Source organism: Clostridium sp. (assembly GCF_051656525.1).
Taxonomy (GTDB): domain Bacteria; phylum Bacillota; class Clostridia; order Clostridiales; family Clostridiaceae; genus Clostridium.
This window is the reverse complement of the sequence record NZ_JBOGCC010000323.1, coordinates 1-14,768: the sequence shown is the minus strand read 5'-3', so window position 1 is coordinate 14,768 and position 14,768 is coordinate 1. Positions and strand designations below refer to the sequence as shown.

Sequence of the window (14,768 nt, the reverse complement as noted above, 5' to 3'; positions counted from 1 at the left end):
AAAAGATATAATATTTGTATAAAATAAGATATAGATTATAATAGAATATAAGAGAAAAAATCTAGTATAGAGATTGGAAGGAAAAAAATATGAGTAAAATAGTAGTTTTAGCAGAAAAACCGTCAGTAGGTAGAGATATAGCAAAAGTTTTAAAATGTACGAATAATAAAGGAGCCTATATAGAAGGAAGTAAATATATAATAACATGGGCAATGGGACATTTAGTTGGACTTCAAGATCCAGAAGGGTATGGAGATAAATATAAAACATGGAGTTTAGAAACACTTCCAATGCTTCCTAAAAATATGAAAACAACAGTACTTAGAAAAACAGGAAAGCAGTTTGCACAAGTTAAAAAGCTTTTAAATAGAGAAGATGTAAGTGAAATTGTAATAGCAACAGATGCAGGACGTGAAGGAGAGCTTGTTGCGAGATGGGCTATTTTAAAATCAGGATGTAGAAAACCACTTAAAAGGTTATGGATTTCATCACAAACAAACAAGGCAATTTTAGATGGATTTAAAAATTTAAAACCAGGAAGCCAGTACGAAAATCTTTTTAGAGCAGCAGAATGTAGAGCAGAGGCTGATTGGCTTGTTGGTCTTAATGTAACTAGAGGGCTTACTTGTAAATATAATGCACAATTATCAGCAGGAAGAGTTCAATCACCAACTTTAAGTCTTATAGTTAATAGAGAAGAAGAAATAAAGAATTTTAAACCAAAAGAGTATCATACTATAAATATAAAATCAGATAAGTGTGATTTTACATGGGTAAATAAAGATAATAATGGTAGAATTTTTGATTTAGAATTTAGTAAAAAGGTTGAAGCTAAGCTTAAGGGAGCAGATATTAATATAGTTAATGTTAATAGCAAGGATAAGAAAGCTTATCCTAAATCACTTTATGATTTAACAGAGCTTCAAAGAGATTGTAATAGAATGTTTGGATTTTCAGCAAAGCAAACGTTAAATGTAATGCAAAGATTATATGAGAATTATAAAGTTTTAACATATCCAAGAACAGATTCAAGATATATAACTACTGATGTAGTAGGAACTTTAAAGGACAGAGTAAAAGCAGTAGCTTTTGGAGAATATAGAGGAGTTTGTGAAAATCTTTTAAGAGGCGATATTAGAGGAAATAAAAGCTTTGTAGATAATTCAAAGGTTTCTGATCACCATGCTATAATTCCAACAGAAGAAAGAGGAAATTTAGCTCTTCTAAGCTCTGATGAGAGACGAGTTTATGATTTAGTAGTAAAAAGATTCTTAAGTCATCTTATGACAGCTTACACTTATGTAGAGACTACATTAGAAGGTGAAGCAAATGGTGAAAGACTAATTGCTAGAGGAAAAGTAGAGAAAGAAAAAGGTTGGAAGAGACTTTACGATAGAGTAGAGGAAGATAGTTCAGGTGAAGATATAAAAGATCAAACATTACCTGTAATAAATAAAGGTGAAAGGCTAAAAGTTAAAGCTGTAGATGTTAAAAAAAATCATACGACACCTCCAGCAAGATTTAATGAAGCTACACTTCTTTCAGCAATGGAAAATCCACAAAAATATATTAATGTAGATAAAGAATCAGCTAAAACATTAAATGAAACAGGTGGACTTGGAACAGTTGCAACAAGAGCAGATATTATAGAAAAATTATTTAACTCATTTGTTATAGAGAAAAAAGGAAAAGATATATATCCAACATCAAAAGGAAAGCAACTTATAGAGCTTGTACCAGAGGATTTAAAATCACCTCTATTAACAGCTGAGTGGGAAAGAAGACTTGATGCAATAAGCAAAGGAAAAGAAAGTGCAGATAAATTTTTAAAAGAAATAAGAAATTATACAGTAGCACTTGTAGAGGATGTTAAGTTTGCAAAGAGTAAATTTAAACATGACAACCTAACAGGAAAGAAATGTCCTGAATGTGGTAAATATATGCTTCAGGTTAAAGGGAAACAAGGAGAGATGTATGTATGCCAAGATAGGAATTGTGGGCATAGAGAAAACATTGCAAGAATAACAAATGCAAGATGTCCTGAATGCAAAAAGAAACTAGAACTTAGAGGATCAGGAGATGGAAAAATATTTGTGTGTCCTGGAGTAAACTGTAATTTTAGGGAAAAAGAATCTGTATTTAAGAAGAGATTTGATAAAAAAGGAAAAGTAGATAAGAGAGAAACAAATAAAATAATGCAAAAAATGAAGAAGGAAGCTGAAGCAGATATAAATAATCCATTTGCAGCACTTTTAAAAGACTTTAAATAATAAAAAGCCGATAAAATAAGAAAACTTATTTTATCGGCTTTTTTTAATCAATTTTAGTTATAACACTTGTTTTACTTTTTTTCTTAACTACAAAGAATGCAATTATAAGACTTACAATTCCAAAGATTCCGGCCCAAAAGAATGAAGTATTCATTCCATGTATACTTGCCTTTAAAGGATTTGCAATTCCTGAGTTTGCAGCTGATTTAGACATTATTGTTACAAGAATAGATGTACCAACAGCACCAGCTATTTGTCTCATTGTATTATTAACAGCATTTCCATGAGCATAATATTTTCTCTCTAATGTATTTAATCCAGATGTTGTAAGTGGCATTAAGAACATTGATAATCCAAGTAATCTTATTGAATACATTACTACAACATATAAGAATGTTGTAGTTGGTGTTAAAAATGTAAATGCAAATGTTCCAAAGGTGAATAATATTAATCCTATTAACGAAAGACTTCTTGCTCCAATTTTATCAAATAATCTTCCTGTGATAGGATTCATTACTCCCATTAAAACAGCACCTGGCATTAGCGCAAGTCCAGCATCTAAAGCTGAATATCCACGACCGTTTTGTAGGTACATAGGAATAATAAGTTCTGATGCAATGAATCCAGCATAAACAATCATAATAATAATTGTAGAGAAGGTGAAAACCTTACTTTTGAAAACTCGAAGTTCAAGCATTGGAATTTTCATAGTTAATTGACGCCATACAAAAATTGCTAATGCAATAATACCAATTAATATAGGAATATAAACATTTTTATTAGTAAATGAATAATTTCCTGCATTACTAAATCCTAATAAAATCCCACCAAATCCTAAAATACAAGTTATTGTAGAAAGGATATCAATAGAAAGTTTCTTTCCACCTGTAACATTTTTTATAATGAATATTGCTAAAATAATATCAAGTATAGCAATTGGTAATGTTACATAAAATAAATCTCTCCATGGATGACTTGTAACAATCCATCCTGATAAAGTAGGTCCAATCGCAGGTGCGAAAGCAACAATAAGTCCTACAACTCCCATAACAAGCCCTCTTTTTTCTATAGGGAAAATTATAAGAAAGACAGTTTGAACAAGTGGCATCATAACACCAGCACCAGCAGCTTGTAAAAGTCTTGCTAAAAGAAGTGTTTCAAAACTACCAGCTTGAGATCCTAATAGAGTTCCGATGGTAAAAACACCCATAGCTAATAAAAATAGTGTTCTTGTTTTGAATTTATCAGTTAAAAATGCTGTAAATGGAATCATTATTCCAAGAACTAGCATATAACCAGTTGTAAGCCACTGTGCTGTGGATACACTTATATGTAATTCATGCATAATATCAGGAATAGCAACATTCATAAATGTACTATTTAAAAAAGAGACAAAAGCCCCTAAAAGCATAACAGCTGACATTAGAATAGCATTATATTCTTTTTTTTCTTGCATAAAAATTCCTCCTAAAAAATAAATATGTTTAAAACTTGAAAGTTTTATTGAAAACACTATAGTTTTATTTTATAATAACAGAAGGAATTGTCAAATTTTAAAATATTAATATTTTTTAAATTAATTAACAATTTAAAAAATATTAAATATATGTAGAAAAATATAAAGAGGTGTTTTTATGGAAAGTATTTCAAATAAAAAAGCGGAAATTTTAAGCGCTTCAAGAATACTATTTTCAGAAAAGGGTTTTAGAGATACGTCAGTTCAAGATATAGCCAAATATTGTAAGATGTCAAAAGCTACAATATATAAATTATTTAATTCTAAAGAGGAGCTATTAATTAGTATTATCAATAAAATAAATGTAGAAGTATTTGAAGAAATTGAAAATATAAGATGTGGTAAAGAAAAAAATAATATAAGTAAGTTAGAAAGAAAAATAGAGATATTTTTAAGCTCTTGGAATAAAAAAAGAGAATTTGTAAATATGATATATGAAAATCAAACGCTAATGAAAGATCTTAAGGTAAAAGAATTAATAATACAAAATAAAAAGGTTGTATTAAATTGGTATAAAAAAATTCTTTTAGAAGCATTTGATGGCAGAATAGAAAATAAATTAGATGAAATATTAATTGTTTTAAGTGGAACAGTTAAAGAATTAAAGAGTGTAGAATTAATTTATGTAGAAAATGAGATATATATTACAGATTTTAAAAAAACAGCTAAATTTTTAACGAGTATTATAGTAGCTTTGGTAGACGAAAGAGATAATATCGAAGAGTTTTTAGAGTTTGATAAAATTATATCCCCATTAGAAGAAGTAAAAATAAAAAAAGAAGTATTCTTAAAAGAATGGAATAAAAAGAAAGAAAAATTATTTTTAAAATTAAAAAATGAAAAAAATGAATTAGATAGAAAAAATATTATAGACTCAGTAGAGGAATTAACACTTGAGATACAAAAAGACGATTGGAGAGAGTTTCTAGTAGAATCTCAAATACTATATCTTGAGAGGTATGATATAGTTAAGGAAGAGATAAAATTTTTTAAAGAGTTTTACAATCAATTGTAAATAAAAATAGTATTTTATGAAGAAGCCTAGAAAATAGTGAAAAGTTTGATAGAATATAGTGAGAGGAACCATAGGATAAAGGAGACTAACATGAGCAACAAAAAAGAAGATAAGGGCTTTAAAAAGATAATAAAAATGCTTTTTGGAAAAACTTTAGCAGATAATATAATTCGAGTAATATTATTAGTTATGGCAATTGGTGTTGTAATTTATTATTGTATAGCAAATGGTGAAAGTATAAATAGTTTTGGGCAAAGTAGTTTCGATAATAATGCTTTTAATACAAATGGTTTTTATAGTACAAGTACTTTTTCTAATGGAAATGGTGGTGTTGGATTTGGAATCCAAATTGGTGCTGGAGAACATGGTGGTGAAGGTGATGGAAGTAGTGGTGGCCACGGCGGAGAATAAAAATAAAAGGTTGCTAAATTTTAGCAACCTTTTATTTTTAAAAATGATCTATAAAGTCTTCAGCATCCTCAATAAGTTCATCTTCAACAAATCTATCTCGCATTCTTCGTTCTTCATCAAAAAGCATATCTTCTTCTAAGACTTCACGCTCAATAAGCCTATCTTCTCTTAGACGTTCTTCTTCTCTAAAGAGCCTATCATCACGTCTAAATCTATCATCATAGATATCTCTATCTAAGTCACGTCTATCGTGTCTTAATTTTTCTTCTTCATAAAGAGTTCCTAAAACATCACCTTCGGCTAAATCTCTATCTAAATTTACTCTGTCACGTATTATTCTATCGTCATCTATTTTTCTTTTTTCATAATCCACTATATCTCTAAATATTCCCATGATAAATCACTCCTTAAAATTAATTTAGATTTATATTGATTATACGACTTTATATTAAAGAAATAAATAGTATGTTATTGAGTAAACTGTGAAATTTTGATTATAAATTAGTTAAGGATAAAAATGTAATTCAAGAAATTTTTAAGTTATAATTATTATACAGAGAGGACTTTTAATAAAATCTGAATAAAGTTTTATTTATCAATAAAAGATTTGACAGAGAAAAAAGATATATTCTATAATTGAAAAAATCAAGAATAGTTAAACAATAGGAGAAGAAAGATGTTAGTTATATTATCACCGGCAAAAAAACTTTTAGATAGAGAATATGATAAAAGTTTAAAATTTACAAATACAAGATTTGATAATGAATCAATTAGTATAAATAATAGATTAAAGGAGTATAATCCAGATGAATTATGTTCACTTATGAAGATATCAGAAAAGCTTAGAGATGATGTGTTCAATTATGTGCATAAGTTTGAGATAGTTAAGAAAGAAGAATTATTTCCATGTATATTCTATTTTAATGGTGAGGCTTTTAAGGGATTGAATGTAGAGGAGTACAATAAAGACGATTTAGAATATGCAAATGTACATTTAAGAGTTTTGTCAGGAATGTATGGAGTATTAAGACCTTTAGATAAAATAAGTAAATATAGATTAGAAATGGGAACAAAATTAGAAGTAAATGATAAAAAAAATCTTTATGATTTTTGGGGGACAAAAATAAAAGATGAACTATTAAAAGATATACAGGAAACAGAAAGTGATATTTTGGTAAATCTTGCCTCAGAAGAATATTCAAAATCAGCTAAATTAAAAGATCTTAAAGGAATAAAAATAATAACACCAGTATTTAAAGAATATAAAAATGGAGTATATAAGGTTGTTACAGTTCATGCAAAAAGAGCAAGGGGGCTTATGGCAAGTTATATAATAAAAAATAAAGTGGAGACTATGGAGGAACTTAAAAAATTCAATTTAGAAGGATATATTTATAGAGAGGATATGAGTAATAATGAAGCTTTAGTGTATACAATAGGCTAAAGCTTCTTAGATTCTTTAAATTCATTACGTTTTTTAAGAGCAGTATTTTTATTATTAATCATTTTTTTTAGATATGAATAAAGAATAAAAAGAGCAATAAAAAATGGAACTGATATTAATAAAAAAATTAATATTTTCATAAAAAACTCCTTAATTAAAATATTTGTTAATAATATTTTAATACAAAAAGTCTTTAAAATAAAGGAGATTATAGGTAATATAATAGTTGTAATGTAAAAATCAGGAGGAAAAATTATGCTTTCAATTTTTTTAATTTTACTAGACATAATAGTTGTAATAATGATGATAATAACATTTATAAAGGCATTCTCTACCTTTAAACATGTTGGGAAAATAGATAGTTATGATACAGAAATAAGTGATGAAATGCAAGAAGTAAATAGAAAAGGTACAAAATATATGCTTTTTTCAGTAATATTAGTACCTATAAGTTTACTTTTAACAATTTTTATTGTGCTAAGTAATGCAATGCATTAAAAATAAAATAAATGAGAAATTGAAAAAACTTTATTCATTTTAGAATAAAGTTTTTTTCAATTTATTGGAAGAATACGTTATATATGGTATTATTATCTTATAGGATAGAAAGGTGATGATATGTTATGGGAAAAATATTAATACTTGGTGGGACTAGGTTTTGTGGTAAGGAATTAGTAAAAGAATTGGTGAAAGCTGGGGATGAAGTTACAATATTAACAAGAGGAAATATTGAAAATCCTTTTAGAGGTGAAGTAAAGCATTTAAAAGGTGATAGAAGAAATTTAGAAGAAATGAAAAAATTACTAGAGGATTTAGAGTTTGATGTTGTATATGATCATATTTGTTATTCTCCAAATGATGCAAGAATCAGCATTGAGGCATTTAAAGGGAAGATTAAAAAATATATTGTAATATCATCCTTAGCAGTATATGACAAAATGAAAGGCTTATGTTTAAAAGAATATGATTATAATTCTAAAAAATATAAAATAAAATTTGGAGAAAGAGAAAGTTTTTCATATTCAGAAGGGAAGAGACTTATGGAAGCGGTATTTTCAGAATATGCAGAATTTGATGTAACTATGGTTAGATTTCCAGTAATAATAGGGAAAGATGATTATACAAAAAGATTAAGCATATATATAGAAAAGGTGAAAAATGAAGAGAAAATTTATACTACTAAATTAGATGAAAAAATGAATGTTATAACTAGTAATGAAGCAGCTATATTTTTAAGGTGGATAAAGGATAAGGAAATTAAGGGGCCGGTAAATGCAACATGTAATGGTGATATAAGTTTAGGAGATATTATAAAAACAATTGAACGTGAAATAGGAAAGAAAGCAATTATAGATAAAACAATAGATGTGGTTGAAACATCTCCATATAATGATTATTTAGGAATAACAATGAGTACAGTGTATATAAGAGGGTTTTATTTTTATAGATTTAAAAATGCATTAAGTGAAATTAGGGAACTGATAAAAATGAATTAGAAAAATCAGGTAGTGCTAAAAGGTATTACCTACTTCTTTTTAACAAAAAAATATATATAACATACTCTATAGTAAAAGGCTAGGAGAGTGAGTTATATATGGATATATATATTTTGATTTTATTTGGAATAGGAATATTAATATGGGCAACTATAACTTTTAAAAAGAGATACTTCTTATATAAAAAAAGTGAACGGATTAAAGGAAGAATAAAAGAATTTAGAAAAATAGAAGAAACTATACTAGAAACATTAAATTATTCGGAGAAAGTAACTACGTATAAACCAATAATTGAAATTAAGTATAAAAATAAAGAAAAAGTATTTTACTATGATATGGAGATAGATAGAAAAAATTATGGAATAGATGATGAAATCGATATCATATATGATAAAGAAAAAGATACTATTTTTTTAGATTCAGTAACGGAGTTTTTAAGATTTCCAATACTATTATATATGTTAGGTTTGTTATTTTTTTCGTTTGCATTGATGATGTATTTATTTACATGAAAAAGACGTGTTACGTCTTTTTTTTTGGAATAAAATTATTATATAAGGAGATTTTTCAAATTGATAGTTGACAAAAAACTTTGATTATATTATAGTTTGATTATCAAATCATTTGAGAGAAAAAATATTTGATAGCAATTGATTTATGTGAATAAAAATATTATAGTTATATTAAAGACGAAAAACTATGGAGGAATAGTAATGGAAAAAAAGAAAAAGGTACTAAATGAATTGTTAGTTCAAATATTTAATGATATTCTTCAAATTGAAGAACAGGCATTAAAGCAAGGAGTTCTAAATGATTTGTCAGTTACAGAAATTCATACATTAGAGGCCATTGGTCTTTATACTGAAAGAACAATGTCAGAAGTAGCTCAAGATTTAAAAATAACAGTAGGGACACTGACTACTGCTATAAATAAACTAATAAGAAAAGAATATGTGGAAAGAAAAAGAATTGAAGAAGATAGAAGAGTTGTTTTAATTAAACTTACAAAGAGAGGCAAACTTGCATATAGACTTCATGAAAAATTCCATAATGATATGATAAATGCTACTATTAAAGGATTATCAGAAGATGAAGAAGATACACTTATATCATCTTTAGAAAGATTAAATGACTTCTTTAAAATAGAATATAATTTAGAAGGTTAAGGTGAAATTAAATGAATGAAGTGAAAATAAAATCCGTTGGGGCATATTTACCTTCAAAAAAAGTTACTAATGAAGATATAAGTAAATTAGTAGAAACAAATAACGAATGGATAGTAGACAGAACAGGAATAAAGAGTAGAAGAATATCAGAAGGTGAGGATACATCAGATATAGCATATAAAGCTGCGATTGTGGCTATGGAAAGAGGTAATATCAAGGGTGAGGAAATAGACTTGATAATAGTTGCAACATTAACACCAGATAACTATACCCCTTCGGTAGCATGCATGATACAAGGAAAAATAGGTGCAAAGAATGCAACAGCTTTTGATATAAATGCTGCGTGTACAGGATTTATATATGCATTGGAAGTTGGAAAAAGCTTAATAAGTACAGGAAGATATAAGAAAGCTCTTATCATAGGAGCAGAGACTCTTTCAAAAATAATAGATTGGTCAGATAGAGGAACATGTATATTATTTGGAGATGGAGGAGGAGCTTGTATACTAGAGGCGTCAACAGAAGTTGGAATTATAAATTCATATAGCATCTCAGATGGAGAAAAAAGTGATACTTTAATTGCAGGAGCAAGAAATGTAGTTAATCCTTATATAAAAGAAGAAAATAAAAAATGTGAATATATAAAGATGAACGGTAGAGAAGTATTTAAGTTTGCAACTAAATCAATTATTAGATCAGTAGAAAAAGTATTAGAGGAAACTAAATATACATTAAATGATATAGACTTAATAATTCCACATCAAGCAAATCTTAGAATAATAGATTATGCAAGTAAAAAGCTAAATTTACCTTTAGATAGGTTTTATATAAATTTAGAAGAAGTAGGAAATACATCTGCAGGGTCCATTCCAATTGCATTGAATGATGCATTTGAAAATGGAAAAATAAAACCAGGAATGAAAGTGATTTTAGTAGGCTTTGGTGGTGGTTTAACTTGTGGAGCAACGTTAATAAAAATTTAAAAGTTATGAAATTTAGGAGGAATAAAAATGATATTTGAAGAAATTAGAGAAGTAGTATGTGAACAATTAGGTGTAGATAAAAGTGAAGTAAAAATGGATACAACATTTGAAGAACTAGGGGCTGACTCTTTAGATTTATTCCAAGTTGTAATAGAAATAGAAGAAAAATATGGAATACAATTAGAAGATGCTGAAAGTATTAAATCAGTTAAAGATGCAGTGGAGTATGTTGAATCAAAAACTAAAGCGTAGTAATATTATTTATTGAGAAGAAAACATATAGATATATATGAGAGAAAATTGGTATATATTACAAAAGCAGAAAACATTTAATTAAAAATTAGGTAAACATGTGAACTATATAATAGAAAATCGGGTTTCTTCTTTTAAACGCAAAGTAGAACCCGATTTTAATTATATAAGGAAAAATATTTTTAAAAGTTTTAGGAGGATTGTTACATGAAAAATAGAATTTGTGAAGTGTTAGATATAGAATATCCAGTATTACAAGGTGGGATGGCATGGATTGCAGATGCATCATTAGCAGCAGCAGTGAGTGAAGCTGGTGGTCTTGGAATAATAACAGGAACTGCACCTATTGAATGGATAAGAGAAGAAGTTAGAAAAGCTAAAAAAATAACAAATAAACCATTTGGAGTAAACATAATGCTTATGTCAGAACATGCTGAAGAAGTAGCAAAGCTTGTTTGTGAAGAGAAAGTACCAGTAGTAACTACAGGTGCAGGAAGTCCAGGAAAATATATGGATATGTGGAAAGAAAATGGAATAAAGGTAATACCAGTTGTAGCATCAGTAGCATTAGCTAGAAGAATGGAAAGAATGGGAGCAGATGCAATAATTGCAGAGGGGACAGAGTCAGGAGGACACGTAGGACAATTGACAACAATGACATTGATTCCACAAGTAGTTGATTCAGTAAGTATACCTGTAATAGCAGCAGGGGGAATTGGAGATGGAAGAGGTGTTGCAGCGAGTTTTATGCTTGGGGCATCAGGAGTTCAAGTAGGAACAAGATTTTTAGTTGCAAAAGAATGTACAGTACATCAAAATTACAAAGATAAGGTATTAGGAGCAAAAGATATAGATACAGATGTAACAGGAAGAGCAACAGGTCATCCTGTAAGAGTTATAAAAAATAAATTATCAAGACAATTTATGAAGTTAGAGAAAGAGAATGCTCCAATAGAAGAATTAGAAGAACTTGGAAAAGGTTCTTTACCAAGAGCAGCAAAAGATGGAGATGTAGTTACAGGATCTATTATGGCAGGTCAGATTTCAGGTCTTATAAAGAAAGAAGAAACATGTAAAGAAATTATTGATGATTTAATGAACGGAGCTAAAAAGATTATAGTTAACTTGGAGGTTTAAAAAATGGGTAAAATAGCTTTTCTTTTCGCAGGGCAAGGTGCTCAGACTATAGGTATGGGAGAAGATTTATTTAATAGTAGAGAAGATTCTAAACAGATTTTTTTAGATGGAGAAAATATTTTAGATATGGGAATCTTAAATATTATGTTTAAAGGAAATGAAGAGGAATTGACAGAAACAAAAATAGCACAACCAGCTATAGTATTAGATTCACTAGCAATTGCAAAAGCATTACAGAATGAAGGCATTAAGCCAGACTATTCATGTGGTTTAAGCTTAGGAGAATATACTGCATTGATAAATGAAGGTGTTATAAACTTTGAAGATGGAATGAAGCTTGTTAAGGCAAGAGGAGAAATAATGGGTGAATATGGCGCTAAAACTAAAGGGAAGATGGCAGCTATATTAAAGCTAAAAGATGAAAAATTAAATGAATTAATAGATAATTGTAAGGATTTGGGGATAATTGAAATAGCAAATTATAATTGTCCAGGTCAAACTGTTATAGGTGGAGAAGTTAAGCCTATAGATAAAAGTATTGATGAGGCTAAAAGACTTGGAGGAATGGCAATTCCTTTAAAAGTAAGCGGAGCATTTCATACATCCTTATTGAATGAAGCAAGTGACGAGTTCTTTAGGTGCTTAGGAAATATAAAAATAAACAAAATAAAAGAAAATATATATTCAAACTTAAAAGGGGACTTATATAGTAAAGATGATAATTTAAAAGACATATTAAAAAATCATATGGTTAAACCAGTTTATTTTGAAAAAATAATAAGGAGTATGATTGAAAAGGGCGTTGATACGTTTATAGAAATTGGTCCAGGAAAAACATTATCTGGATTTGTTAAGAAAATAGATAGAAAATTAAATGTTATAAATGTTTGTAATTTGGAAACACTAAATAGTTGTGTGGAGTTATTAAAGAGTAAGTAAAATGGAGGCAGTTTATGTTATTAAAAGATAAAAATGCAATAGTTACAGGGGCAACAAGGGGAATAGGTAAAGCTGTTGCCTTAAAACTTGCAAGTTTGGGTACTAATATACTAATAAATTATAGAAGTAATGACGAAGAAGCTAAAAAAATAAAAATGGAAATCGAAAATTTAGGTGTAAAAGCTGAGATTTTTAAATGTGATATAAGTAATTTAGAAAAAGTTAATGAAATGATAAGTTTTGCTAAAGAAAAATTTGATACAATAGATATACTAGTTAATAATGCAGGAATAACAAAAGATACACTGCTATTAAGAATGAAAGAAGAGGATTTTGATGCTGTAATTAATGTTAACTTGAAAGGTGTATTTAATTGTTTAAAGGCAATTACACCGATAATGGTTAAGCAAAGAAAGGGAAGTATTATAAATCTTTCATCTGTTGTAGGAATAGTTGGAAATGCAGGGCAAATAAACTATTCAGCATCAAAGGCAGGGGTGATAGGAATGACTAAGTCATTAGCTAAAGAACTTGGAGGACGTGGAATAAGAGTAAATGCAGTTGCACCAGGATTTATAGAAACCGATATGACTGAAGGCCTAGGGGAAAAATATAAAGAAGAAATAAAAAAAGGAATTCCTTTAAAGAAGCTTGGAAGTTCTAACGATGTAGCAAATTTAGTTAGCTTTTTAGCATCAGAAGAATCAGCATATATAACAGGTCAAGTTATTAATGTTGATGGCGGAATGGTAATGTAGTGGAGGAAGAAAGATGGAAAGAAGAGTTGTAGTTACAGGAATGGGAGCATTGACTCCAATCGGAAATAATGTTGAAGAATTTTGGAGAAATGCTAAAGTGGGGAAAAATGGAATTGATTTCATTACTTTATATGATAAAGAAGAGACAGCAGTAAAAATTGCGGGAGAGGTTAAAAGTTTTAATCCAGAAGTTGTAGGTAAAAAGGAAAGTAAAAGATTAGATAGATTTTCACAATTTGCGTTGTGTGTTGCAGAAGAAGCAATAAATTCAGCAAAATTAGATTTAGATTCAATAGATAAAACTAGAGTGGGGGTTATGGTAGGATCAGGAATAGGAGGTTTCCAAACTATGGAGGCTGAAATTTCGAAAATGGCTACCAAAACATCTAGAAGGGTTAGTCCGTTTTTTATTCCTATGTCAATAATAAATATGGCATCAGGAAATATATCTATTAAATATGGATTTAAAGGACCTTCACTTGCAGTAGTTACTGCTTGTGCAACGGGAACAAATTGCATCGGTGATGCATTTAGACAAATTAAGCATGGATATTCAGATATAATGATAGCTGGTGGAGTTGAAGCACCTATAACTAAAATAGGAGTTGAAGGTTTTTCAAGCTTAAAGGCTTTAAATACATCTAATGATCCAAATAGAGCATCTATTCCTTTTGATAGAGAAAGAAGTGGATTTGTTATGGGAGAAGGTGCTGGGATTCTGGTTTTAGAATCTTTAGAAAGTGCAAAAGAGAGAGGTGCAAATATTCTTTGTGAAATAGTTGGATATGGAACGACTTGCGATGCATATCACATAACATCACCAGATCCAGAGGGAGACGGTGCAGCTAGAGCGATGTTATTAGCTGTTGAAGAAGGAAAGATTTCAAAAGAAGACATTTCCTATATAAATGCACATGGAACATCTACACCTTTAAATGATAAATTTGAAACAGTTGCAATAAAAAGAGCATTTGGAAATGCAGCATATAATATACCAGTGTCTTCAACGAAATCAATGACAGGACATCTTTTAGGTGCAGCAGGTGGAGTTGAAGCAATAGTGTGTGTAAAAGCAATAGTAGATAATTTTATACCGCCAACTATTGGATATAAAGAAAAGGATGAAGAATGTGATTTAGATTATGTACCAAATGAAGGTAGAAATATAAATGTTAATTGTGCATTAACAAATTCATTAGGGTTTGGTGGACACAATGCAACATTATTATTTAAGAAGTGGACTGAAGCATAAGGAGAAGTTATGGATATTAAAGAGATAAAGGAGTTAATCCAATTAATAGATTCTACAGATGTAGCTTATTTAGAAATACAAGGTGAAAAAGGTAGTATAAAAATAGATAAATCATTAACTAGAAATATA

General features: G+C 28.8%; 17 protein-coding genes. 14 read left to right on the top strand and 3 right to left on the bottom strand.

Annotation, left to right across the window (positions count from 1 at the left end; all coding sequences use genetic code 11):
* The first annotated feature begins 89 nt into the window (after nt 1-89).
* The gene (locus ACRDDY_RS16275; protein ID WP_438565989.1) at nt 90-2,270 is read left to right on the top strand and encodes a DNA topoisomerase III; all 2,181 of its coding nucleotides are present in this window, start codon (nt 90-92) and stop codon (nt 2,268-2,270) included.
* A gap of 43 nt (nt 2,271-2,313) precedes the next feature.
* Here ACRDDY_RS16275 and ACRDDY_RS16270 read toward each other — a convergent pair whose 3' ends face one another.
* Entirely contained in the window at nt 2,314-3,726 is a 1,413-nt protein-coding gene (locus tag ACRDDY_RS16270) for an MDR family MFS transporter (protein WP_438565988.1), read from the bottom strand.
* Nucleotides 3,727-3,904: 178 nt separating this feature from the next.
* On the opposite strand from ACRDDY_RS16270, the gene ACRDDY_RS16265 reads away from it, so the two are divergent.
* Complete coding sequence (locus ACRDDY_RS16265; RefSeq protein ID WP_438565987.1) at nt 3,905-4,801, top strand: TetR/AcrR family transcriptional regulator; 897 nt, start codon at nt 3,905-3,907, stop codon at nt 4,799-4,801.
* 90 nt (nt 4,802-4,891) lie between these two features.
* Nucleotides 4,892-5,212 carry a hypothetical protein gene (locus ACRDDY_RS16260; protein ID WP_438565986.1) on the top strand — a complete coding sequence of 107 codons (321 nt, stop codon included), beginning with the start codon at nt 4,892-4,894 and terminating at the stop codon, nt 5,210-5,212.
* A 37-nt stretch (nt 5,213-5,249) separates the two neighbouring features.
* On the opposite strand, the gene ACRDDY_RS16255 is transcribed toward ACRDDY_RS16260, so the two are convergent.
* A complete protein-coding gene (locus ACRDDY_RS16255; RefSeq protein ID WP_438565985.1) occupies nt 5,250-5,606 on the bottom strand; it encodes a hypothetical protein in 357 nt (118 codons plus the stop codon).
* A 282-nt stretch (nt 5,607-5,888) separates the two neighbouring features.
* Here ACRDDY_RS16255 and yaaA point away from each other — a divergent pair, with 282 nt between their 5' ends.
* Nucleotides 5,889-6,656 (top strand): peroxide stress protein YaaA, encoded by a 768-nt coding sequence (yaaA, locus tag ACRDDY_RS16250; RefSeq protein ID WP_438565984.1) that lies wholly within the window; start codon nt 5,889-5,891, stop codon nt 6,654-6,656.
* Here the strand turns inward: yaaA and ACRDDY_RS16245 are convergent.
* Nucleotides 6,653-6,796 carry a hypothetical protein gene (locus ACRDDY_RS16245; RefSeq protein WP_438565983.1) on the bottom strand — a complete coding sequence of 48 codons (144 nt, stop codon included), beginning with the start codon at nt 6,794-6,796 and terminating at the stop codon, nt 6,653-6,655. The two genes, yaaA and ACRDDY_RS16245, sit on opposite strands and share 4 nt — an antisense overlap.
* A gap of 115 nt (nt 6,797-6,911) precedes the next feature.
* Here ACRDDY_RS16245 and ACRDDY_RS16240 point away from each other — a divergent pair, with 115 nt between their 5' ends.
* From ACRDDY_RS16240 to fabF, 10 genes are all read left to right on the top strand, one after another.
* The gene (locus tag ACRDDY_RS16240; protein WP_438565982.1) at nt 6,912-7,154 is read left to right on the top strand and encodes a hypothetical protein; all 243 of its coding nucleotides are present in this window, start codon (nt 6,912-6,914) and stop codon (nt 7,152-7,154) included.
* A 125-nt stretch (nt 7,155-7,279) separates the two neighbouring features.
* Nucleotides 7,280-8,152, top strand: coding sequence for an NAD-dependent epimerase/dehydratase family protein (locus ACRDDY_RS16235; protein ID WP_438565981.1), 873 nt, complete (start codon nt 7,280-7,282; stop codon nt 8,150-8,152).
* Between the two features lie 98 nt (nt 8,153-8,250).
* The gene (locus ACRDDY_RS16230; RefSeq protein ID WP_438565980.1) at nt 8,251-8,664 is read left to right on the top strand and encodes a hypothetical protein; all 414 of its coding nucleotides are present in this window, start codon (nt 8,251-8,253) and stop codon (nt 8,662-8,664) included.
* Nucleotides 8,665-8,865: 201 nt separating this feature from the next.
* Nucleotides 8,866-9,318: a MarR family winged helix-turn-helix transcriptional regulator gene (locus ACRDDY_RS16225; protein WP_438565979.1), complete on the top strand. Its 453-nt coding sequence runs from the start codon at nt 8,866-8,868 to the stop codon at nt 9,316-9,318.
* Nucleotides 9,319-9,329: 11 nt separating this feature from the next.
* Nucleotides 9,330-10,301 (top strand): beta-ketoacyl-ACP synthase III, encoded by a 972-nt coding sequence (locus tag ACRDDY_RS16220; protein ID WP_438565978.1) that lies wholly within the window; start codon nt 9,330-9,332, stop codon nt 10,299-10,301.
* Nucleotides 10,302-10,328: 27 nt separating this feature from the next.
* A complete protein-coding gene (locus tag ACRDDY_RS16215) occupies nt 10,329-10,553 on the top strand; it encodes an acyl carrier protein (protein ID WP_438565977.1) in 225 nt (74 codons plus the stop codon).
* Nucleotides 10,554-10,760: 207 nt separating this feature from the next.
* Nucleotides 10,761-11,690: an enoyl-[acyl-carrier-protein] reductase FabK gene (gene fabK, locus ACRDDY_RS16210; protein WP_438565976.1), complete on the top strand. Its 930-nt coding sequence runs from the start codon at nt 10,761-10,763 to the stop codon at nt 11,688-11,690.
* 3 nt (nt 11,691-11,693) lie between these two features.
* Complete coding sequence (gene fabD, locus ACRDDY_RS16205; protein ID WP_438565975.1) at nt 11,694-12,629, top strand: ACP S-malonyltransferase; 936 nt, start codon at nt 11,694-11,696, stop codon at nt 12,627-12,629.
* Between the two features lie 14 nt (nt 12,630-12,643).
* Nucleotides 12,644-13,387: a 3-oxoacyl-[acyl-carrier-protein] reductase gene (gene fabG / locus ACRDDY_RS16200; protein WP_438565974.1), complete on the top strand. Its 744-nt coding sequence runs from the start codon at nt 12,644-12,646 to the stop codon at nt 13,385-13,387.
* A 13-nt stretch (nt 13,388-13,400) separates the two neighbouring features.
* Complete coding sequence (gene fabF / locus ACRDDY_RS16195) at nt 13,401-14,639, top strand: beta-ketoacyl-ACP synthase II (RefSeq protein ID WP_438565973.1); 1,239 nt, start codon at nt 13,401-13,403, stop codon at nt 14,637-14,639.
* Nucleotides 14,640-14,768: the final 129 nt, after the last annotated feature.

Excerpts from the sequence above, each read along its gene's own strand:
- ACRDDY_RS16235 (WP_438565981.1), top strand. The coding sequence starts at position 7,280 with ATGGGAAAAATATTAATACTTGGTGGGACTAGGTTTTGTGGTAAGGAA.
- ACRDDY_RS16260 (WP_438565986.1), top strand. The coding sequence starts at position 4,892 with ATGAGCAACAAAAAAGAAGATAAGGGCTTTAAAAAGATAATAAAAATG.
- ACRDDY_RS16245 (WP_438565983.1), bottom strand. The coding sequence starts at position 6,796 with ATGAAAATATTAATTTTTTTATTAATATCAGTTCCATTTTTTATTGCT.
- ACRDDY_RS16255 (WP_438565985.1), bottom strand. The coding sequence starts at position 5,606 with ATGGGAATATTTAGAGATATAGTGGATTATGAAAAAAGAAAAATAGAT.
- ACRDDY_RS16220 (WP_438565978.1), top strand. The coding sequence starts at position 9,330 with ATGAATGAAGTGAAAATAAAATCCGTTGGGGCATATTTACCTTCAAAA.
- ACRDDY_RS16230 (WP_438565980.1), top strand. The coding sequence starts at position 8,251 with ATGGATATATATATTTTGATTTTATTTGGAATAGGAATATTAATATGG.
- ACRDDY_RS16275 (WP_438565989.1), top strand. The coding sequence starts at position 90 with ATGAGTAAAATAGTAGTTTTAGCAGAAAAACCGTCAGTAGGTAGAGAT.
- ACRDDY_RS16240 (WP_438565982.1), top strand. The coding sequence starts at position 6,912 with ATGCTTTCAATTTTTTTAATTTTACTAGACATAATAGTTGTAATAATG.
- ACRDDY_RS16265 (WP_438565987.1), top strand. The coding sequence starts at position 3,905 with ATGGAAAGTATTTCAAATAAAAAAGCGGAAATTTTAAGCGCTTCAAGA.
- yaaA (WP_438565984.1), top strand. The coding sequence starts at position 5,889 with ATGTTAGTTATATTATCACCGGCAAAAAAACTTTTAGATAGAGAATAT.
- fabG (WP_438565974.1), top strand. The coding sequence starts at position 12,644 with ATGTTATTAAAAGATAAAAATGCAATAGTTACAGGGGCAACAAGGGGA.
- fabK (WP_438565976.1), top strand. The coding sequence starts at position 10,761 with ATGAAAAATAGAATTTGTGAAGTGTTAGATATAGAATATCCAGTATTA.
- ACRDDY_RS16270 (WP_438565988.1), bottom strand. The coding sequence starts at position 3,726 with ATGCAAGAAAAAAAAGAATATAATGCTATTCTAATGTCAGCTGTTATG.
- fabF (WP_438565973.1), top strand. The coding sequence starts at position 13,401 with ATGGAAAGAAGAGTTGTAGTTACAGGAATGGGAGCATTGACTCCAATC.
- fabD (WP_438565975.1), top strand. The coding sequence starts at position 11,694 with ATGGGTAAAATAGCTTTTCTTTTCGCAGGGCAAGGTGCTCAGACTATA.
- ACRDDY_RS16225 (WP_438565979.1), top strand. The coding sequence starts at position 8,866 with ATGGAAAAAAAGAAAAAGGTACTAAATGAATTGTTAGTTCAAATATTT.
- ACRDDY_RS16215 (WP_438565977.1), top strand. The coding sequence starts at position 10,329 with ATGATATTTGAAGAAATTAGAGAAGTAGTATGTGAACAATTAGGTGTA.